This is a genomic window from Pseudomonas migulae NBRC 103157, assembly GCF_002091715.1.
In the GTDB taxonomy this organism is placed as follows: Bacteria; Pseudomonadota; Gammaproteobacteria; order Pseudomonadales; family Pseudomonadaceae; genus Aquipseudomonas; species Aquipseudomonas migulae_A.
The window spans coordinates 45,678-65,674 of the sequence record NZ_BDAG01000004.1 but is presented as its reverse complement, the minus strand read 5'-3'; the positions used below and the strand labels follow the sequence as shown (position 1 = coordinate 65,674).

Below are 19,997 nucleotides of genomic sequence, written 5' to 3'. Positions count from 1 at the left end.
CAGGTATTCGACCGATTCCTGAAACAGACTGAAAGCTATTCCGGCGTTTTTCAGAAATAGAAGGAGGACTAACCTGCCGGCATCAGATTTCTACCCTCTGGCCGGAGCCTCCAATGATCCTTCACTACATTTACGACCCGTTGTGCGGCTGGTGCTACGGTGCAAAACCACTGGTGCAAGCCGCCCAGGCAGTTCTGCCGGTGATTGCCCATGGCGGCGGCATGATGACCGGCGCCAACCGCAAGAACGTCTCGCCACACTTGCGCAACTACGTGATGCCTCACGACCGGCGTATCGCCGAGTACACCGCCCAGCCATTCGGCGATGCGTATTTCGAAGGTTTGCTGCGCGATGAGACGGCGGTGTTCGATTCCGCGCCGCCGATTGCCGCCGTGCTCGCGGCCGAGCAGGTCGCTGGCCGTGGACTGGAGCTATTGGGGCGTTTGCAGAGCGCGCATTACGTGGAAGGTCGGCGCATTGCCGATCAAGCGGTGTTGTTTGAGCTCGCTCGCGACCTCGGCCTGGAACCTGAAGCCTTCCAGGCTGCGTTCAAAAACGCCGAGACCGATCGCCACATCAAGGCCAGTCGCGACCTGTTGGCCAACATCGGTGGCCATGGTTTCCCGACCTTCGCACTGGAGGAGGATGGCCAGTTCACGCTGGTCGACATCGGACCCTGGCTCGGCAAGCCGCAAGCCTTCGCGGCCTGGTTGAGTCAGTCACTTCCTGCGCATGCGGCTGCATCCGGGCTTCAAACCTGTGGGCTCAACGGCTGCGATTAGGAAGTTCTTAGACGATTTTCGCCTATTCACAGACGATTCATGAAATTGACACAGGGTTCAGGGCGCGACTAGGATTCGCCCCAACGCCTGTGGCCAACCGCCATGACTCAAAATAATAAAAAGGCCCGCCACGACTTTTCGTGGGCGGGCCTTTTTGTTTCGGGGTGAAAAAAGAGTGCGATAGCGCCGTTTCAGCCGTTCGACGCAGCGCGTATCAACCCGTAATAAGGAAAAGAACAAAATGTTGAACAAGCGAATCAGCCTGATCGCTCTGGGGATGTTGAGCGCGACACAGGCCATGGCTAACGACCAGGCCGAATCCAAGGGTTTTGTTGAAGACAGCAGCCTCAAAGTGCTGCTGCGCAATGCCTACATCAATCGTGACTACAAAGACGGTCGACCGGACAAAGCCGAGTGGGGCCAGGCGGCTATCGGTACGTTCTCGTCCGGTTTCACCCAAGGCACCGTCGGTGTGGGTGTGGACGCATTCGGTCTGTACGCACTGCGTCTGGATGGCGGCAAGGGTCGCACCGGCGCACAAGGTATCGACTTCTTCAAAAAGGGCGACAGCGGCAACGCGGCTGATGACCTGTCGAAGGGCGGCGCAGCGGTCAAGTTCCGTCTCTCCAGCACCACGCTGACTTACGGCGACCAGATGCCGGCCCTGCCGGTGTTGAGCTACGACAACGTGCGCCTGCTGCCGGAAAGCTACACCGGCACCTTGATCACCTCCAAGGAGATCAAAGGCCTGGAGCTGAACGCCGGTCGCTTTACCGCCGAATCGCGCAAGAGCGCGGAAGGTCGTGACAGCGGTGGCTTGAAGTCGATCAACGTATTGGGCGGCAGCTACCAGTTCACCGAACAGTTCAAAGCAGCGTTGTACGCGTCCGACGTCGAAGATGTACTGAAGAAGCAATACGTGAACGCCAACTACGTGTTCCCGATCGACAAGGATCAGTCCCTGACCCTCGACTTCAACGGCTACCGCACCAAGCTGGAAGATTCCTACGTCCGCGAAAGCGGTGCGACCGGTGACGACAACAAAATCTGGAGCCTGGCAGCGACCTTCGCCACCGGCCCGCACTCGTTCACCGTTGCGCACCAGCGCAGCACTGGCGACAGCAACCTGGGCTACGCCTACGGCGGCTACCAGAAAGATCAAGGTCGCGTCGGCGATGGCGGCAACACCATCTACCTGGCGAACTCCTACTGGTCCGACTTCAACGCCGAAGACGAACGCAGCTGGCAGGTGGGCTACGGTCTGGACTTCAGCACGTTCGGTGTCCCGGGCCTGAGCTACAACGTGGCTTACGTGCGCGGCGACAACATCACCACCTCCACCAGCGAAGGCGGTACCGAGCGCGAAATCTTCAACCAGTTCAAGTACGTCGTGCAAAGCGGCCCTGCCAAAGACCTGAGCGTGAAACTGCGCAGCTCGATCCTGCGTGTTTCGCAGAAATCCAGCGAGTACAACGTCAGCGGCAACGAAGTGCGTGTGTTCGTGGACTACCCGATCAACATTTTCTGATGATCGGTTGCAGCATCGAAGCCTGATTCAAGGCTGAAAAAGAAAAGCCCCGACTGGTTCGGGGCTTTTTTGTGGGCACTGCAAGGCTCTAGACAGCACCGCAGGACGACTCGCTCCGCTTTTCACAGCCAGATTTTCCTATCGAAATGATCAAAACGATCATTTGAATGATTGGTTTGCGCAATTTTAAGCGAGAGCCTAAGATGAATTTGACTGAATCAATCATTGCCTGATCAGTTCAGTCAGTTTCGAGGTGAAACACGTCTTACCCAACAATTATAAAAGGAGACCCTCGTGGCCCAGATTCCTATCAAGCGCACCATAGAACGCATCCCGGGCGGCATGATGATCGTGCCTCTGCTGATCGGTTCGCTGGTGGCAACCTTCCTGCCTGACACGCCAAAATTTTTCGGCTCATTCACCAATGCGTTGTTCACCGGGGCGCTACCTATCCTCGCGGTGTTCTATGTCTGCATGGGCGCGAGCATCAACATCAAAGCCACGCCTTACCTGCTCAAGAAGGGCGGCACGCTGCTGATCACCAAAGTCGGTATCGCTGTGCTCATCGGCATCGTGCTTGGGCACTTCCTGGGCGAGCAGCCGATTTCGTCAGGACTCTTCGCCGGCATTTCAACACTGGCGGTGGTCGCCGCGATGAACGACACCAACGGCGGTTTGTACATGGCGCTGATGGGTCAGTACGGTCGCTCTGAAGACGTCGGTGCCTACTCGGTCATGTCCCTGGAGTCCGGGCCTTTTCTGACCATGGTCACCCTGGGCATCGCCGGTCTGTCGGCGTTCCCGTGGCCGACGCTGGTGGGCAGCATCCTGCCGCTGGCGCTGGGCATGTTGTTGGGTAATCTCGACCGTGACATGCGCGACTTTCTGGCCAAGGCCGTTCCGGTGATGATCCCGTTCTTCGCGTTGGCACTGGGCGCCAGCCTGGACCTGCATAACGTCTGGCAGGCCGGTTTGCTGGGTCTGGGCATGGGTGTTGCGGTCGTTGTGCTGACCGGCATTCCGCTGTTCTTCGCCGACCGCCTGACCGGTGGCACGGGTGTCGCCGGTGTCGCGGCGGCCACCACCGCCGGGAACGCTGCGGCGGTTCCGGCGCTGATCGCAGCGGCCAACCCCGTCTACGCCGAAGCGGCCAAGAGCGCGACGATTTTGGTGGCCGCCTGCGTCGTGGTCACCGCAATCCTTGCCCCGATACTCACCGCCGCCGTCGCCAAGCGCGTGCAGCAGCGTAACCCCGTCGTCATCCCCGAGCCGGAGATCGAACCGCCAAAGCAGGAGGCGTTGCGATGAGGATTCTGATCATCGCAGATGACCTGTCCGGCGCGGCGGATTGTGCCATCGGCTTTGCGAGCGTGGGCATGCAAACGGTCGTCACGCTCGATCCTCTGAATGACAAGGCCGATGCTCAGGTGATTGCCGCCGATACGGACACCCGGCGCCTGTCACCGGCGCGGGCCGCTGAGCGCACCGTCGCTGCATTCAAGGCGCTGCATCAGCCTGGGCAGCGGTTGTACAAGAAAATCGATTCGACCTTGCGCGGCAACTGGGCGGCGGAAGTCGCTGCCCTGCAACCCTTGGCCGGCCTGGCCATCGTTGCCCCGGCGTTCCCCGCTACGGGGCGCACATTGCGCGGCGGTCGGGTGTTCGTGAACGGTCAACCGCTGGAAACCACTGATACCTGGAAACTCGAAAACGCTGATCGTCCAGCCGACGTCGAAGCGATGCTCATCGCCGCCGGCCTGAGCACCGCGAAGCTGGACCTCGACACCTTGCGCGGCAACGAAAAAGCGCTCGCGCAGCACATCACCGAAGTCGCCCGCAACGGCACGCAGGCGCTGATCGTCGATGCACAAACCGAAGACGATCTGCTGACCCTCGCTCGCCTGACCGCGTCGATGGATCAGCCGCTGTTCTGGATCGGTTCGGGTGGTCTGGCGCGGGAAATCGCCAGCCTTCCGGACTTCTCGGAAGCACGGTTCACGACCATCGAACCGACCGTGCAGGAAAAAAGCCAGGCGCCGATTCTGATCCTCGTCGGCAGCCTGTCCGGCGTCTGCGAGCGGCAATGCGCGTTGCTCAAGGAACGTGGTGGCGTCAGCGAACTGGTCGTCCCGCCCCAGGTCCTTCGCCAAGGCACAACCCATGGCGACTGGGCGTTGTGGCAAGCGCGGATCGGCGAGCAACTGGATGGCTGGAGTGACCTGCTGTTGCGCATCGGCCGCGATGAAGCGTTCGATCCGCAGGAAGGCGCGCAACTTTCGACCATGCTGGCCGTATTGGTAGAACCACACTTCGCCAAGGTCGGCGGCCTGATCGCCACGGGGGGCGAGACGGCACGGGCCATATTGACCACCGTCGGCATCGACAGCCTGCAACTACTCACCGAAATCGAAGCCGGGGTTGCCTACGCCCGGCCAACGGTTTCCCGGCAAGGACATCGCCCCGGCATTGTGACCAAGGCCGGCGCATTCGGCACCGATAACGCCTTGTACGCGGCATGGCATCACCTGAGCGACAGCGCCGATCGCTCCCCGCCCCAACGCACACGAATCCAAGGACTCGAATGAACATCATGAGCAATTACCTCCCCGTCATCGGCATCACCATGGGCGACGCCTCGGGTGTCGGTCCGGAAATCATCGTCAAGAGCCTGACTCACGACATCGTCTATCAACAATGCCGGCCGCTGGTGATCGGCGATGCGCGACGGCTCGAACAAGCCAATGTCATCGTCGGCGGCAACGCCAAAGTGCGCCGCATCAAGGACGCGTCCGAAGCGCGTTACGAGGCCGGCATCATCGACTGCATCGACCTCGACCTGATCCCCGAGGACCTGCCGTTCGGCGAACTGTCGCCCATCGCCGGTGATGCTGCTTATCAGTACATCGCCCGTGCGGTGCAACTCGCCGAGGCCAGCCAGATTGATGCCATTTGCACCGCGCCACTCAATAAGGAAGCGCTGCACGCCGGTGGTCACAAGTACCCCGGCCACACCGAAATGCTTGCGCACCTGACCAACGTCGACGAGGTGTCGATGATGCTGGTGGCGCCGCAGCTGCGGGTGATTCACGTCACCACCCACATCGGCATCATCGACGCGATCCGCAAGATCGAGCCGGGCCTGGTTCAGCGCACCATCGAGCGCGGCAACGCAACGTTGATCAAGGCCGGCATTGCCCGTCCACGCATCGGCGTGTGCGGGATCAACCCGCATGCCGGTGAAAACGGCCTGTTCGGTTATGGCGAAGAGGAAGAAAAAATCATCCCGGCGGTGAAGCTGTTGCAGGAACGCGGCCTCGACGTCACCGGTCCGCTGCCGGCCGACACACTGTTCTTCCGCGCCGGCCGCGGTGATTTCGATCTGGTGGTTGCGATGTATCACGACCAGGGCCATGGCCCGGTCAAAGTGCTCGGTCTTGAAGCCGGCGTGAACGTCACCGTAGGCCTCGACGTGATCCGCACCTCGGTCGACCACGGCACCGCGTTCGACATTGCCGGCAAAGGCATCGCCGATGAGCGCAGCCTGCTCGAAGCGCTGCGCCAGGGTGCCGAGCTGGCCACGCGACGGGGATGAGCCGCACGGGCGCTGTCGTGTAAGATCGACCACCGTCCCCCACGCGAGACCTGCCATGAAAGCCTCCGAACGCCACCGCGCCATCCTCGACCTCGTACGCATTGGCGATGCCAACGTCGAGCAATTGAGCGCGGCGCTCGGGGTTTCGGAAGCCACGGTGCGCCGCGACCTCACCATGCTCGCCAAACAGCGGCACCTGGTGCGCACCTATGGCGGCGCCACTGCCGTGGTCGGCGTCCATGAACCGGAAGCCTCCCTCGAAGAACGCAAGACGTCTCAGTGGGAGCAAAAAGATGCGATCGCCCAGGCGGCGGCGGCGCATGTCCAGGACGGCGATACTGTGCTGCTCGACGGCGGCACCACCTGCGCCGCACTGGCCCACCATTTATGCTCGCGACAAGACGTGCATGTGGTCACCAATAACTTGCTCGCCGTGATGACCCTGGCCAACGCGCCGGGTATTCGCCTGACCTTGATTGGCGGTGATCTGCGTGGTTCGAGCATGAGCACGCTGGGGCCGTTGGCCGAGCTGACGTTGAGCCGGTTGAGCGTCGACAAAGCCTTCCTCGGTGCGGATGGCGTGGTCGCGGAATTTGGTCTGTGCGAGGCGAGCGCGCAGCAGGCGTATCTCAAGGAATGCATCATCAAACGGGCGGCGCAAATCGTCGTCCTTGCCGACACCGATAAACTCGGCCGCGCCCGCCAGCAAAACTGGACGCCGATTGAGCGGGAGTGGCGGTTGATCACCGGTGCCACCGCCGATGAAGCTGCTCTCGCACCGTTTCATGCCCTCAAGCAAATCACCGTGGAAACCGTGACCGTCGGTTAAAACACCGAACCGTAGGAGCCGGCTTGCTGGCGATGGCGCCCTCGAAGTCGCCATCGCCAGCAAGCCGGCTCCTACGAAAAGCGATTCCACGCTCATGTCACCGAAAGCCTATTTTGGTAACACCTGTCGCCCACCTGTCGTCTGCGACGACATGTTCCCAATTCGTGTCGCAGAAGGTGAAAAATTGCGACGCGTTACGGAGTCATGCATTACACCACGTAACTAATGATGTTCCCGCCCCCACCTTTATCCCCACCCCCCAAACTCCTACATTGAGCTCCAACACCTACCCATCATCCCGATGAGCAGGTCACTGGAGATCTTCCTCATGCCTTTTGTAAGCGTACGCATTACCCGCGATGGCGTTACCTCTGAGCAGAAAGCTCAGGTGATCGCTGAAATCACTGAAACACTGGAACGCGTCCTCAAGAAGGACCCGCACCTGACCCACATCGTGATCGAAGAAGTCGACACCGATAACTGGGGTTACGCCGGCATCACCACCACCCAGTACCGCAAGCAACTGGCTGAAAAGGAGGGCAAGTCGTGACTGCATCGGTCTCCATCGATTTCATCTCCGACGTGGTGTGCCCTTGGTGTGCATTGGGCGCGACGGCGTTAGAGCAAGCGATCGCGAACGTGGCCGGTGAAGTCTCGGTGGAGCTGACCTACAAGCCCTTCGAGTTGAACCCGAACATGCCGCCGGAAGGCGAGAAAGCCGTCGAGCACTTGATGCGCAAATACGGGCGCACCGCCGAAGACGTCGCCGCGGGCAAAGCCATGCAGATCGCTCGCGGTGAGGCCATCGGTTTCACCTTCGATCTGGAAAAGCGCAGCCACTTCTACAACACGTTTGATGCGCACCGGTTGCTGTTGTGGGCGCTGCAGGAAGGGCGGCAGGTTGCACTGAAGAAAATCCTGCTGCGCGGTTACTTCACTGACGGCCAGAACCCGAGCGATCGCGAGACGCTGGTTCGTTTGGCAGCAGAAGCGGGGCTGGACGCGGCAGCGGCTCAAGAAGTGTTGGCGTCCGGCGCGTTCGACAAAGAAGTGCGTGAACTTGAAGCGTTTTACCAGCAACGCGGCATCAACTCGGTTCCGGCCATGGTGCTTAACGGTCGTCACCTGGTGTCCGGTTCACAGTCGGTCGAGTACTACGAACAGATGTTGAGACAAATGGCGAAGGAACCCGCCGAAGCCTGATTCATTACTTTTTCAAACCATCATTTATCAGTAGAGGTTCATCATGAGCAATTCGAAAAAAGTCATCGTTATCACTGGCGCCTCCCAAGGTCTCGGCGCAGGCATGGTCAAGGCATTCCGTGATCTGGATTACAAAGTCGTCGCCACTTCACGTTCGATCAAACCATCCACCGACCCGGACATCCTCACCGTGGCCGGCGACATCGGCAACCCGGAAGTCGCTCAAAAAGTCATCCACGAAGCCATCGCACGTTTCGGCCGCGTCGACACCCTGATCAACAACGCCGGGATCTTCGTCGCCAAACCGTTCACCCAGTACACCGCTGAAGACTACGCCAATGTGCTGTCGGTGAACCTGAACGGCTTCTTCTACATCACCCAACTCGCAATCACCGAGATGGAAAAACAAGGCAGCGGCCACGTCGTCAACATCACCACCAGCCTGGTCGATCACGCCATCGACGGCGTGCCATCGGTACTGGCTTCGCTGACCAAAGGTGGTCTGAACGCGGCGACCAAATCCCTGGCCATCGAATACGCCAAGCGCGGGATTCGGGTGAACGCGGTTTCCCCAGGCATCATCAAAACCCCGATGCACGGCGAAGAAACCCACGCAGCGCTGGGCGCTCTGCACCCGGTCGGGCACATGGGCGAGATCAGCGACATTGCTCAGGCCGTTGTGTATCTGGACAGCGCCAACTTTGTCACTGGCGAAATCCTGCACGTGGATGGTGGGCAGAGCGCCGGTCACTAAAACCTGACCTGACTGTCCGCAGCGCCGTCGATCTCTATCGACGGCGTTTTCATTTGGAGAGCGCACCATGAACACCCACGTTCACAAGGTTTTCCTGATTACCGGGGTCAGCTCCGGCTTCGGCCTGGCCTTTTCGCAAGCGGCGCTGGCGGCGGGGCATACGGTGGCCGGCACCGTGCGACGCGAATCCGAACGTGCTGCGTTCGAAGCGCTGGACGCCCATCGCGCCAAGGCATTCGTGCTCGACGTCACCGATTACCCGGCGATAGAACCGCTGGTCGCCGAGATCCTGCGCGAAGTGGGCCGGATCGACGTGTTGGTGAACAACGCCGGTTATGGCCATGAGGGGATTCTCGAAGAATCGCCGTTGGCGGAAATGCAGCGCCAGTTCGACGTTAACGTGTTTGGCGCGGTCGCCATGATCAAGGCGGTTTTGCCGGGCATGCGTGAACAACGCAGCGGGCATATCGTCAACATCACCTCCATGGCGGGCTTCATCACTTTGCCGGGCATCGCTTACTACAGCGGCAGCAAATTCGCCCTTGAAGGCGTCAGTGAAGCACTGGCCAAGGAAGTGGAAAGTCTGGGAATCCACGTGACGGCCATGGCGCCAGGCTCGTTTCGAACCGACTGGGCGGGGCGCTCGATGACCCGCTCGGGTCGCGCTTTTAGTGAGTACGACGCGGTGTTCGATCCGGTGCGCAAGGCGCGTGAAGAGAAGAGTGGTAAGCAGGCGGGTGATCCGCACAAGGCGGCGCAGGCATTGTTGGCCCTGGTGGCGGCTGAGAAACCGCCGGTTCATTTGTTACTGGGCAAAGATGCGGTGAGATTGGTGCGGGAGAAGATTGCGCGGCTTCAGGCAGAGATTGATGCCTGGGAACACCTTTCCGCATCGACGGAGTTCGACTGAGTTCATACAGACACAGCTCACCGACCCATTGAATGAAATCCGTGAAATGCCCGTTTTCTACAGTTGGGGATTTCACGGAATTTGAGCGTGGCTTTTTAAGTGTCGCGTTCTATTCAATAGGATCGAGTTGGTCCAGTGCCCGGTTCACCGAGATTTCCGCCAGCATGATGATTTCAAAAATGCCCAACAACGTGTTGCGACTTGTCCCCGTCTCTCGGTCTGCCAGATCCATAGTAATTACGCATGCGGATGCCAGCGATTCGGACACAGAGCCCAGCAGCGTTTGAACGTCGACTTCAGGGTTGACGATGTACATCGTGCAAGGTGTGCGTGGGGTGGCTCGGATGTCGGCGAAGGAGGCGTGGTGATCATCGTCGTTGCGGTTGGTCGCTTCGTCGCGCTTTTGTGTTTCGGGGCCTTCGTTCGGAGATGCGTTATCTGCATCCGGGGGATCAGGGGTCACTTTACGCATAGGAAGTTCCCTACTGGGTGCCAACCCTTTTCTGCCGCTAAGCGAAAAGGGTGGCAGCTGCACGCAGGTTAGCGGACCGGGGAACTTCGTAAAGCCGGTGCGCCCGAAGGCGCCCTGCATACAGCCACCATCAAACCGCAGGCATGAAAAAACACCTGTGGGATGGATGCACGTGCAAACGAAATACCGCGGGCCGCTAAGCCCGACCACTGATGAGCAGTGGCAGGTCAACGATAGAGTTCGTGGTAAAGCCGCACAAGCCGGCGGAGTCTGGCGTACCTGTAGGCAATGCCGCAAGGTTTTGTAGCTTTCAGGAAGTGACGCGCAATGCTTTTAAACAAGCATCGTTAAGCAAGGCATTCATCCGACATACAAGACTTTCAAGGGAGTATTCCACCGAGCAACGAGGAAATTTCCGACGATTTTTCACTAATTGAGCTGCACCCCGTGTTGGGCGACGACGGTATAAGATGCCCAACCAACGCTCCCTATCAAGGCTGCTATGACCGGAATATCCCTGAACCTGCCGGAAGATCTTTCGAGCTCTCTCGCCGATCTGGCCAGGATGAATGGCCAAAGTGTGAGCTACCTGGCGATGGATGTTCTTCGCGACGACATCGAACACGAGAAGACACTGACCGCACAGATCAAGCTGGCGGTGGAAGAGGCCGATCAGGGTAAATTCGCCTCCGATGTGATCAAGTAGCAGCGATGCGCGCCCGGCGCTGTAGTAGGAGTGCGGGTTGAGTGGCTGGAAAAAGCCCTCAAAAACTTGGAAGACGAAGCTAGCTAAATTGCCCTTGAAAACCCCAAGGCTGCTGACGACTTCTCCAATGCGATCTTTGCCAGCGTAGACAAGCTGGTCGAATTTCCAGCCATGGGCCGTGAAGGTCGAGTCAAAAACACACGCGAATGGGCAGTACCCAACTGGTCCTATCTCATTCCGTACCGGGTACGCGGTGATCGCCTGCAAATCCTTGGTGTGTTTCACACTCGGCAACGCCCTCGTACCAAGTGGTAAGAGAGACCCCCGAAAACAAAAAAAGCCCTCGTATTTTTACGGGGGCTTCGTTTTATATGGTGCGGCACCAGGAGTCGAAATTAACTCTAACTATATGTTCTGTATATATTTTTATAAAGTTACTCCCCGTTCTACCTCTAAAAATATCCTTTTAAAGGCAGCCCAACCTTTCACTCATGCCAGGAGATTTACTCAAGAATTGCCTCCTTGAGGCGTGGCAGCCACTCTTTCGAATATTGGTTCCTGTGGATAACCCAAAGGTGCAGCTGGTAGAGGACTCCCTTAGCCAAGAGCGGACGAAGGATGGTCTCGCGTCGTCCGGTGAAAGGAAGCTCGATCGTCTCCTATATGGCCTGATCAAGTATCTACCATTGGCGCCGAGGTGTATGGAATAATGGCGTTTTGATGCCGCGCCTCCGCATCGTGGCCTGAAGATCCTAAAAGACCCTATTTAATTACATGGAAGACCACTGTGACTATCTTGGAATATCTGGATTCTACTGAAGAAAAGCTAAGAAAGTGTCAGTTAGAAGCAGTGCGTAGCTTCGTTAGGTATGCCGAAGAAAATGATACTGAGAGAGGGTTTCTGATCAACCTGCCAACAGGTGCGGGGAAAACAGGAGTTATCTCTCTTATATCACACCTGTCAGATGCCTTGAAGGTTCTTGTGATATGTCACAGAAAGGCCGTGAAAGATCAGTTGTTTAAAGAGATTTCGAAAAAATTCTTCCGTAATACAATTGGTGATCAAGAGTTTGAGTTAAAGAAAACCTATAGGGACTCTAATTTTGATCAGGGTGACGGAGTTTATATAACAAGCTTTCAAAAGCTGACGATGCTGAGTGACGAAGAATTAAAGAATGTCCAAGGCGATTTTGATCTAATTATTGTAGATGAAGGGCACTCTGAGCCCTCTCCAGTTTGGCGTGAGATAATACGTCAGTCCGCAGCGATGAAAGTAGTGGTTACGGCAACTCCTTATCGTAATGACTTGTTTGAACTGAACGTAAGCACCGATCATTTTTATGTTTTTACATTTAAAGAGGCGATCGAGGATGGGGTTATTATGGAACCCCAGTACGAGCAAGTTGATAGGGAGGACGATTTGCTTGCAGGCATTCTAGGCTACCTAGGTGCAAATGAAAATGTGAAATGTATCGTGAAATGCAAGAGTCTGGAAGAGATATTAAAATACCATGAACTCCTTTCTCAATCATTCATCACGGCAAGCGTGCACGAGCGACTAGAAATCGACGAGGCGCAAAATAAATTTAAGCGAGTTGGCCCAGCTCTTAAAGTTGAGGGGGTGCGGGTGATAATTCACCAGCACAAGCTTGATGAAGGAGTTGACATCCCTGAGGCTAAGTTACTGATACTTACCTATGAACTGGGTAGTGGTCGTGAGCTAGTTCAGGCAGTAGGTCGGATTGTACGCCGGTATGGAGAAACCCAACCGCTGGTGATCGACCTGAGCCGCGGGGCAAATGAGGGCATGTGGGATGGATATCAAAAATTTGATAGCTATCTCGCCAATGGTGGTGCAGGCGAATTTGTCAGCTCATTAAGCACAAGTTATTTGATTGAATCTTTCTTAGAGAGCTTTCCAAAATATAGTTATTTTGATGGTAAGTTCAAAGAAAGAGTTGACCTCAATAGTGTTGATCCAGAAGACGATCTCAAGATCCCTCATGCGTCAGTCTGCTTTGTACAAAAAGAGGTTGATTTCTCTCTGCCGCTTCTGATGGATCGATTGTATTGGGAGTTGCATGGTTCTGGATCGCTAGTCAAATCTTATGAAGAAGTTCTTGATTTGCAGGTCATGATTTATGTTGAGTTTAAAAGTTCAAAGTTTTTTACAAATAAGCTTTTCTTTGAGCCTAGGCTGCATGTAGTTGTGGTAAAAGAAATTGATTCTGGTGTCGCTATCTTCGATAGCGGCGGTGGTCGTTATTACAATCAGGAGCAGTATAGGCTTGGTAATGCAATTCATATTGACAAGCTGACTGCTTTGGCTGCTAAAACAGCAATTAATCAGATTAAGGAAACTCACGCTCGTGCTATTGGTCGGGCTTTGCGCCGTCCAGAGTCCGTAGCATTGAAAGGGCAGAATCTTGATGGCGGGCGCGGCAGTCAAAGTAACTCCCGGTACGCATTAACTATGGTGAAGGTCGATAATATTGGCCTGGACGGCAAAAGAGACAGTAGTTTTTACATTGGCGCTAGGTCCGGGCGGGTCGTCGATCAAAAAGAATCCAACTTCACTCTTCAAGACATTTCTGAATGGGTCGATGCGATAAGCCAATGTATCAATGCTGGAGGGAATGCTGGGCGACTGATCAAGTCCTATGCTCAGCCTGTCAGCGAAAAGCCCACGTCAGAAATTTTGTCAGTTCTGCTAGATTTTACAGATCTTGAAGGCCCTAAAGCGACGGACAACGGTGTGGTTTATCCTGATTTTGTTTATGTTGACTATCAGCAGGGGATTACTTTCGACGCTCAAGGTGATCTTATAGAGCTTTCATTAAGTTACTCGGATGATGATGGGTTTTTTGAGGCTGCTCTAAGTGGAGCGTCGGAGGGAAGAGCCGATATCGAGTGGGTAGTGGAGTACTTGAATTCCGGGCATAGATTGAAAGTGCTGTACGAAGACGGCGTAACGTATCTGGCAGGAGCCTTTTACAAGCTAGCCTTACCCTACGAACGCGGGATTCCCGCTGAAGAAAGCTTTGCAGGCAATGCCATTTTTCCGCTTGACGCACTTAGAGCTCCAGCTCTCAGAGAGAAGGGGCACACTCTCGACCATAAGTATCATCGGACTACTAGAGCTGATTTTGATACGGATTCGATATTTTATTTGATCGACTTGCTGAAAGGGTATGGGGACCAAACAACTCCAATTGGAGCACTGGGTCCTTTCGCAACATATATCCCTGCTTGTGATATTGTTCTTTGTTGTGATATGGGCGTTGAGCCTGCTGATTTCATTTTATCTTCGCCGGAAAAATTGTGCTTTGTTCATGTCAAGTGTGGTGATTCATTAAACCCTCAATCTCCAGCCGGTGCTATTGCGGAAGTTGGCAGTCAGGCAATAAAAAACATTCACATGTTGATTTCAGGGCTTAAAAGGGTGAAGCCTGGAAACTTCTCTACATGGAAGCAAGCTTGGCCAGCTGCTGGTGCTGAGTTTCCGCTAGATACACGTTACAGGTTGGTGGAAGGTTCTATTAATCATCCTGCACCACTTGATGATTCACTCTCTGAGAGGGTCTGGGATGTTATCTGTGAGCGGAGAGTATCGATGAAATGTAAGAAGGAGATTTGGATTGTTGCCGGTAACTCTTTCTCAGCTAGTCATTTCACAAGAAGTATGCAGAGCCCGCTAGCGTGTTCGCCCACAAGTATTCAGGCGTATCAACTAATTGAAGATTGGCTGAGCACTGCAGATGAGCTTGATGTGGATCTCAAGATTTTTACATCCCCGTAAGCTCGTTTCCACTGGTAAGAGTTAAAGTGCATAGGCCTCTAAGTTCTGAGGCCTTTTTACCTTTGTTGGATTGAGCCGTGTATTCGTGGTGGCTTATTTTAATACTCCTAATCAGGCAACGCATCGTCGGTTGATTTATCAGTTATCAGCATGAGAATCGAGCTGTTCATGCGGGCGTTGGGGCAGGTGCTTTTTACCCTTCAGCCGTACTAGGCTCCTGGCGCATTGTAGCCGTACAGCACCGTAGCGCAGCCATTATCAAGGGGCCATAGACGATCAGCGAATGCCCCACCACCCAGCCGACATCGGAATGTTTTTCCGACAGCTAGGAAGGTGGAGGCGAACCTTGCTTGGCTGCGCCGCGTGCTGGAGCGTCTGCCGCATGCGCGATCGTGGAAGACTTCAAAGCCTTGTTACAAGGCCGGGCGAGAATTTTTCTGTGCGGAAACCATCGCCAATTTTTCAACAGGATCACACGCGAGCATTCTCATAGATTCTGTCGTGACACTCAATGAAGGCCTTGAAGCGATCCTGTACATTCGGTTCCTTTCGACTAGTCCATGCTGCAGATGTCCGAATCACATTAACTGGCGGATTCATATCTGGCACGTGAGCAATGAACGACGTGGAGACCAGCACGCCATCACATGCCCCTCGACTTGCCATACGTACAAAGTGACGTTCATTTTCCCGTATAAATTTTGTATTAAACTTATCAATACGCTGCTTGAGTTCAGTCGCTGTAGAAAATTCAAACAAAGGACCCCTAGGGAGAACATCATCTAGATTGAAGGCAATCACTCCTGGCTTTCCATGAGTTTCAAGTTGATTACACCCCCCCTTGAAGGATTCTTGAACACTGGCTCTGGAATATATTTTCTTACATGCTATAGCGTACTCCCCGTAGCTCTCGCCAAGAGACACTACTAAATCCGGCTCTTCGAAAGAAACGGGTACGCCTCCTAGTTTGAAACGTCTATACAAATCAAGCTCCCATAACGCATCCTTTCCATTAGACTCTTGTCGGGTGCCAAGATTCATGTCACTCGTCGTAATACGATGAATCGCCTCCTGCGCTCCGATGTCATCAAGCACGGCCTCGACAGCGTTGAGTATACGTATAGCCTCAGTGGACTTAATAAATGATATCTTCCACTGTCTTTCATTCAGCTTCTCTGATTTTTTAGCTATCCGGCGTATTGAGGAAAACAACGAGCCAAGCGCGCTACCGGAGTGGCACTTTAATCGGCGCACAGCGAATGCCTCCTCCACCCGCGAGAGCGTTTCAATCACGTTCTTGTAATCAAAAAAAATTTGAGCTGGCTTATCTTCTTTTTTGCTCATACCAAAAACCTCTATCAATGTTGAGAAGAAGCTATCATTGGTGGAACTGGAATGGAATTAGGGCTTACCACTTTTAGTTAAAATGCTGTCTCTCAGAAAAAGCGAGAAGAAATTGGAGCTCTGCATCCCTTAATGACTGATCAATAGATCAGGGTAGGAATGGCTGTCTACTGCTCCACACAGATCCGTGTTAGGAACTTTAATGTGAGGTTCATGGAGCGGTTACACTGTAGCGATACAGGAACTCTAGATATCTAGCTCCGCTTATTGCTAATTGCTGATGGCGGTATCCAATAGCACCAGGTCGCAATTAAAGATAGAAAAGCCATGACGTACCTAGACGTCGAGCGAGCAGACGGACCGTTAGCAGGTAGTAGTAACTTGTCGCCTCACTGCGGTGGCTCAGGTGGTGCTTGAGAAACCAGGTCACATGCTTTTTCTGCCAAGCCCAAGGCGTTTCTAGTTGCCAGCGCTTCGCAATTTCGGCCTGGATGATTTTTGCCTGTCGCACATGGCGTTGCCGGGTTGCGTGCGAGCCGGTCAGAACGCCAGCCAAGAACAAATCCATATCGAATGGCTTGCTCATGCCTGTCCTCCAATATAGGCCGCAGCCACGTCGATCCGACTGTGTCCCAGCTCATAGCTGATTTGTCTCCGGGTCTCGCGATCAAGGTTGCGATCTACCTGGCAACATTCACAGCCGTTGATAGGTGCGCGGTGTTGGGTGTTTTGCTCATAACGCTCACATGCGTAGGCCGCTCGTAGCTCATGGAAGCCTTTCAAGTTGTGTGCATGCAAGATGCGCCGCGCAGGGCGGATGATTTCCCGAAGGACACTCAGGTAGGTTTGGTGGGGTGCGATCAGGTTGCGGCTGCCCACAGGCGACACTTGCCGTGAAAACTCAAGGGCACCTCGAACACTGTCGCTCACCGCAATCCAACGTGGCGCTGAGGCGCCGGCGCGGCCGCCTTTGGTGCCGTCTTGGATATTGATCTTGTCGAAGGCTTCAGCCTCACGACTTAGCCGTGGCAAGTCAGCCAAGATGGCTTCACGCAAGCGCATGCCGGTGGCTCGCGCCAACAGAGCGATTGCGGCGGCTCGAAGCTGATGATGGCGGCAAAGTGCATTGACGATCTGCTTAACCTGTTCGCGGTCTTGGCCCTGTGGCACCGAGTGTCGAACTCCAGTGCGCTGCATACCCAATGCCTTGCTCGGACTTGGCAACTTCACGTACTGATCACCGCGAAGCGCCGCCATGGTCCTGTTAACGGTGGATAGCCGATTTTGTGCGGTGCTGACGGCGAGGTCACCGCGCCCAACCACGTCGCGCAGATACGCCGCATAGTCGCCCAACACCTTCCGATCGATCTGCCGCGCATCATTGATACCGGGCCCCTGTTCGGAGCGGCACCACTTCACGAATGCCAACCACCGGTCACAGTGCGCCTTGACCGTGCCGTAGTGACCGCCGCCGAACATGTCTTTCAGCGCTTGCGGCCCTGCGTAACTCAATTGCCTGCCGTAGCCGAAATTACGACCATCGCGCCTGCCCACCAATGGCATCTCGCTCTCCTCATCTTCTGCTCTCCAGTCCTCGCCCCACGTCATCCCGCCAAGAATGTTGAGTGTTATCAGGGATCAAGGCCCCTGCGACCTGTGAGGGTTGTCCACTAACGCGGGACTTACGGCTCCTTACGACCGGGAGCTTGGGCGTCTCATGATCTGGCCTCCTGAACACTTCCGAAGGAGTGGGCGGGTGGAGGCTGCACTGGCTGACGAGACCGGCGCGGCGAGATCCTGAGTGAGAGAAGGCAGTGGTGCGATGACCGGGGCATGCCTGACTGTCAGTCAGGTGCAGTCCATTCCTGAGGCTGCGGCACCATCATCTGCATCGCTGTTGCTGGTGACTTCGGTGTTTGTCACGCCGATTGTCACGAGGGGAAATGCCGCAAAGCCGTGTACGAGTTGGGCTGCAGCAGCGGTTGGAGCTCCCGTCTCTTTCCAGAAGAAAGAGACGGGCGCAGGTTGGCGCACAGGAAGGGCCAAGCGGATCGGTTGCTGCAGGGCAGCTGCGAAAGGGGATAAGTTGCCGCAGTGGGCACACTGGTAAAAGTAGGCATCCATCACATTGCTGTGACCGTGTGAGCCGCCGGACGCTAATCGCACTTTGGGAGAACCGCCACGGTGTGGCGTAGCCTTAAAGGTTCTGGCTACCTGGGTTGCTGTCGACGACAGCGATTTGCCCGATCTTTTCTACGCCTGTGGATAATTCGGGTCAAGACTCCAATTTTCGTAAGTTCTGCGGCTGTGGATGAAATTATCCACCGGTGGAAATCAGTGTCTTTCCACAGACAGTTGTGTGGGCTTTAGATTTTTTAAGTGAGGCCCATCCAAGCAGGGCGGCTTTGCAGCCCCGTTTGGATGGACCCGCGTGGACAAGCGGATCGCTGAGATATGAAGACCGAGCGCTTACTCAGTTGCGCCACGTTTTGCTTTTAGGCGAGTGACGTTCGGTCCGGTCTGGTTCGCGAATTCGTGTGGAGTGACATGCTCCTGCCGGTTGGCCTCCAGATACCGGCTCCACCAGTTCATGATCAGCCTGCGCTCCTCGATGAACTCGGCCTTGTGGATGTAGGCGGCACGGACGTTGTTGCGTTCCTTGTGGCTCATCTGCCTTTCAATGGCGGTCTCCGACCACAATCCTGACTCGATCAGTGCGCTGCAGGCCATCGAACGAAACCCATGCCCGCAGATATCGGTTTTGGTGTCGTATCCCATCGTCCGTAGCGCGTTGTTCACGGTATTTTCGGACATGGGCTTCCAGGGTTTGGCATCGCCTGCGAAGACCAATGCGAAGTTACCTGTGAGCGCATGGATTTTTTCGAGTAGCGCCACTGCTTGCGGCGATAAGGGTACTAAATGGATATCCCCTGCCATCTTCGTACCCCTTGTGGAAAAGGGTACTCCCTCCAACGCGGGTCGAGTGTCCGGTATCTCCCAGGTGCCGCGCTTGAGGTCGAACTCGCTCCAGCGGGCGAAACGCAGCTCGCTGGATCGTACAAACACATGCAGCGACAGCATCACCGTCAGACGGGTAAGTGCCCGGCCTTTATAGGTGTCGATCCGCTCCTGAAGTTCCGGCAGTCGCGATAAGGGTAGAGCCGGGCGATGGACCACCCGCGGGGCCTTGATCGAGCCTTCGAGGTCGTAAGCAGGGTTTATGGTGATAAGCCGGAGGCGCTTTGCCTCGCGCATGATGCTCTGAAGGTAGTTTTGTACCCTTAAAGCAACGTCTATCGTTCCGCGTTTCTTGATCGCTTCCAAGGGCTGCACAAGGTCATGGGTGTCGAGATCAACAATGGCGCGTGCGCCGATCAGCGGGAATACGTGGGTTTTGAGGCGGCTCATCACTGTCTTGGAATGGCCTGGTGCCCACTTGGCCGACATTTCCGTATGCCAGTCGAGCGCAACGCTTTCAAAGGTTCTGCCTTTGATTACGGCTTCCGCCTTGGCTTGGTGCTTGGTCTCTATAGGATCAACGCCATCCGCAAGCATTCGTTTAACTTCCAAGCGCTTGCGGCGCGCATCGGCAAGGCCAATGACGGGGTAGTTGCCGAACGAGGTCAGTCCTTCGCGTCCGTCAGGTTTGACGTAACGGAGCCGCCAGCCTTTGCGGCCATTGGGTTGGACTAGGAGGTAGAGGCCATCGCCGTCGAAAAGCTTGTAGGCGCGGTCTGTAGGTTTTGCCAAGCGGCAAGCTGCGTCGGAGAGCGGAGCTGTGGTGCGCGACATAAGGGTACTCCCTTTTATCGAAGTGACCTGTATCCCAAACTCTACCCTTAAAACGGTTGGAATCCACCAGTTTCTGACGGAAACCGATGGAACGCTAAAACGAAAAAACCCGCCAAGAGGCGGGTTTTTCGGGGGTTCCAGAGATTTTGAAAGCCTTCTATGGAACCTTGTATGGTGCCGGCACCAGGAGTCGAACCCGGGACCTACTGATTACAAGTCAGTTGCTCTACCAACTGAGCTATACCGGCGTGTTAGGGCGACGATTATAGCGATTGGATAGCTTCTG

The 19,997-nt window shown here is 55.4% G+C and carries 17 protein-coding genes, 1 tRNA gene and 2 pseudogenes; 13 read left to right on the top strand and 7 right to left on the bottom strand.

Annotated features, from left to right (window positions below):
* Positions 1-113 precede the first annotated feature (113 nt).
* The 10 genes from PMI01S_RS04965 to PMI01S_RS04920 all read left to right on the top strand — a co-directional run bounded on the left by PMI01S_RS04965 (position 114) and on the right by PMI01S_RS04920 (position 9,598).
* Complete coding sequence (locus PMI01S_RS04965; RefSeq protein WP_084318252.1) at positions 114-782, top strand: DsbA family protein; 669 nt, start codon at positions 114-116, stop codon at positions 780-782.
* 241 nt (positions 783-1,023) lie between these two features.
* Positions 1,024-2,310: an OprD family porin gene (locus tag PMI01S_RS04960; protein ID WP_084318251.1), complete on the top strand. Its 1,287-nt coding sequence runs from the start codon at positions 1,024-1,026 to the stop codon at positions 2,308-2,310.
* Positions 2,311-2,604: 294 nt separating this feature from the next.
* Complete coding sequence (locus PMI01S_RS04955) at positions 2,605-3,618, top strand: 2-keto-3-deoxygluconate permease (protein WP_084318250.1); 1,014 nt, start codon at positions 2,605-2,607, stop codon at positions 3,616-3,618.
* A complete protein-coding gene (locus tag PMI01S_RS04950) occupies positions 3,615-4,895 on the top strand; it encodes a four-carbon acid sugar kinase family protein (RefSeq protein ID WP_084318249.1) in 1,281 nt (426 codons plus the stop codon). Before PMI01S_RS04955 ends, PMI01S_RS04950 begins: the two co-directional genes overlap by 4 nt.
* A 5-nt stretch (positions 4,896-4,900) precedes the next feature.
* Positions 4,901-5,902: a 4-hydroxythreonine-4-phosphate dehydrogenase PdxA gene (pdxA, locus tag PMI01S_RS04945; protein WP_084318364.1), complete on the top strand. Its 1,002-nt coding sequence runs from the start codon at positions 4,901-4,903 to the stop codon at positions 5,900-5,902.
* A gap of 55 nt (positions 5,903-5,957) precedes the next feature.
* Positions 5,958-6,731 (top strand): DeoR/GlpR family DNA-binding transcription regulator, encoded by a 774-nt coding sequence (locus tag PMI01S_RS04940; protein ID WP_084318248.1) that lies wholly within the window; start codon positions 5,958-5,960, stop codon positions 6,729-6,731.
* Positions 6,732-7,059: 328 nt separating this feature from the next.
* Complete coding sequence (locus tag PMI01S_RS04935; RefSeq protein ID WP_008025002.1) at positions 7,060-7,281, top strand: tautomerase family protein; 222 nt, start codon at positions 7,060-7,062, stop codon at positions 7,279-7,281.
* A complete protein-coding gene (locus tag PMI01S_RS04930; protein ID WP_084318247.1) occupies positions 7,278-7,934 on the top strand; it encodes a DsbA family oxidoreductase in 657 nt (218 codons plus the stop codon). The genes PMI01S_RS04935 and PMI01S_RS04930 overlap by 4 nt, the downstream gene beginning before the upstream one ends.
* A gap of 43 nt (positions 7,935-7,977) precedes the next feature.
* Positions 7,978-8,688 (top strand): SDR family NAD(P)-dependent oxidoreductase, encoded by a 711-nt coding sequence (locus tag PMI01S_RS04925; protein WP_084318246.1) that lies wholly within the window; start codon positions 7,978-7,980, stop codon positions 8,686-8,688.
* 67 nt (positions 8,689-8,755) lie between these two features.
* Positions 8,756-9,598 carry an oxidoreductase gene (locus tag PMI01S_RS04920; protein WP_084318245.1) on the top strand — a complete coding sequence of 281 codons (843 nt, stop codon included), beginning with the start codon at positions 8,756-8,758 and terminating at the stop codon, positions 9,596-9,598.
* A gap of 109 nt (positions 9,599-9,707) precedes the next feature.
* Here PMI01S_RS04920 and PMI01S_RS04915 read toward each other — a convergent pair whose 3' ends face one another.
* Positions 9,708-10,070 (bottom strand): DUF6124 family protein, encoded by a 363-nt coding sequence (locus PMI01S_RS04915; protein ID WP_084318244.1) that lies wholly within the window; start codon positions 10,068-10,070, stop codon positions 9,708-9,710.
* A 502-nt stretch (positions 10,071-10,572) separates the two neighbouring features.
* On the opposite strand from PMI01S_RS04915, the pseudogene PMI01S_RS04910 reads away from it, so the two are divergent.
* The 3 genes and pseudogenes from PMI01S_RS04910 to PMI01S_RS04895 all read left to right on the top strand — a co-directional run bounded on the left by PMI01S_RS04910 (position 10,573) and on the right by PMI01S_RS04895 (position 14,575).
* A pseudogene (locus PMI01S_RS04910) lies at positions 10,573-10,817 on the top strand (YlcI/YnfO family protein).
* Positions 10,818-10,863: 46 nt separating this feature from the next.
* Positions 10,864-11,091 (top strand): type II toxin-antitoxin system RelE/ParE family toxin, encoded by a 228-nt coding sequence (locus PMI01S_RS04905; protein WP_235864394.1) that lies wholly within the window; start codon positions 10,864-10,866, stop codon positions 11,089-11,091.
* 472 nt (positions 11,092-11,563) lie between these two features.
* Complete coding sequence (locus tag PMI01S_RS04895; protein ID WP_084318242.1) at positions 11,564-14,575, top strand: DEAD/DEAH box helicase; 3,012 nt, start codon at positions 11,564-11,566, stop codon at positions 14,573-14,575.
* A gap of 233 nt (positions 14,576-14,808) precedes the next feature.
* On the opposite strand, the pseudogene PMI01S_RS32340 reads toward PMI01S_RS04895, so the two are convergent.
* The 6 genes and pseudogenes from PMI01S_RS32340 to PMI01S_RS04865 form a co-directional block, all read right to left on the bottom strand.
* Positions 14,809-14,885: pseudogene (locus PMI01S_RS32340) on the bottom strand (hypothetical protein); the annotation flags it as partial.
* 161 nt (positions 14,886-15,046) lie between these two features.
* Positions 15,047-15,919, bottom strand: coding sequence for a hypothetical protein (locus tag PMI01S_RS04890; RefSeq protein ID WP_084318241.1), 873 nt, complete (start codon positions 15,917-15,919; stop codon positions 15,047-15,049).
* Between the two features lie 310 nt (positions 15,920-16,229).
* Positions 16,230-16,505 (bottom strand): hypothetical protein, encoded by a 276-nt coding sequence (locus PMI01S_RS04885; protein WP_084318240.1) that lies wholly within the window; start codon positions 16,503-16,505, stop codon positions 16,230-16,232.
* Positions 16,502-17,482 carry an integrase domain-containing protein gene (locus PMI01S_RS04880; protein WP_084318239.1) on the bottom strand — a complete coding sequence of 327 codons (981 nt, stop codon included), beginning with the start codon at positions 17,480-17,482 and terminating at the stop codon, positions 16,502-16,504. Before PMI01S_RS04880 ends, PMI01S_RS04885 begins: the two co-directional genes overlap by 4 nt.
* Before the next feature lie 906 nt (positions 17,483-18,388).
* A complete protein-coding gene (locus PMI01S_RS04870) occupies positions 18,389-19,711 on the bottom strand; it encodes a tyrosine-type recombinase/integrase (protein WP_084318237.1) in 1,323 nt (440 codons plus the stop codon).
* 172 nt (positions 19,712-19,883) lie between these two features.
* Positions 19,884-19,959: transfer RNA gene (locus PMI01S_RS04865), tRNA-Thr, on the bottom strand.
* Positions 19,960-19,997: the final 38 nt, after the last annotated feature.

Coding starts and splice junctions, on each gene's coding strand:
- pdxA (WP_084318364.1), top strand. CDS start 4,901: ATGAGCAATTACCTCCCCGTCATCGGCATCACCATGGGCGACGCCTCG.
- PMI01S_RS04920 (WP_084318245.1), top strand. CDS start 8,756: ATGAACACCCACGTTCACAAGGTTTTCCTGATTACCGGGGTCAGCTCC.
- PMI01S_RS04940 (WP_084318248.1), top strand. CDS start 5,958: ATGAAAGCCTCCGAACGCCACCGCGCCATCCTCGACCTCGTACGCATT.
- PMI01S_RS04890 (WP_084318241.1), bottom strand. CDS start 15,919: ATGAGCAAAAAAGAAGATAAGCCAGCTCAAATTTTTTTTGATTACAAG.
- PMI01S_RS04935 (WP_008025002.1), top strand. CDS start 7,060: ATGCCTTTTGTAAGCGTACGCATTACCCGCGATGGCGTTACCTCTGAG.
- PMI01S_RS04885 (WP_084318240.1), bottom strand. CDS start 16,505: ATGAGCAAGCCATTCGATATGGATTTGTTCTTGGCTGGCGTTCTGACC.
- PMI01S_RS04880 (WP_084318239.1), bottom strand. CDS start 17,482: ATGCCATTGGTGGGCAGGCGCGATGGTCGTAATTTCGGCTACGGCAGG.
- PMI01S_RS04965 (WP_084318252.1), top strand. CDS start 114: ATGATCCTTCACTACATTTACGACCCGTTGTGCGGCTGGTGCTACGGT.
- PMI01S_RS04925 (WP_084318246.1), top strand. CDS start 7,978: ATGAGCAATTCGAAAAAAGTCATCGTTATCACTGGCGCCTCCCAAGGT.
- PMI01S_RS04960 (WP_084318251.1), top strand. CDS start 1,024: ATGTTGAACAAGCGAATCAGCCTGATCGCTCTGGGGATGTTGAGCGCG.
- PMI01S_RS04950 (WP_084318249.1), top strand. CDS start 3,615: ATGAGGATTCTGATCATCGCAGATGACCTGTCCGGCGCGGCGGATTGT.
- PMI01S_RS04870 (WP_084318237.1), bottom strand. CDS start 19,711: ATGTCGCGCACCACAGCTCCGCTCTCCGACGCAGCTTGCCGCTTGGCA.
- PMI01S_RS04915 (WP_084318244.1), bottom strand. CDS start 10,070: ATGCGTAAAGTGACCCCTGATCCCCCGGATGCAGATAACGCATCTCCG.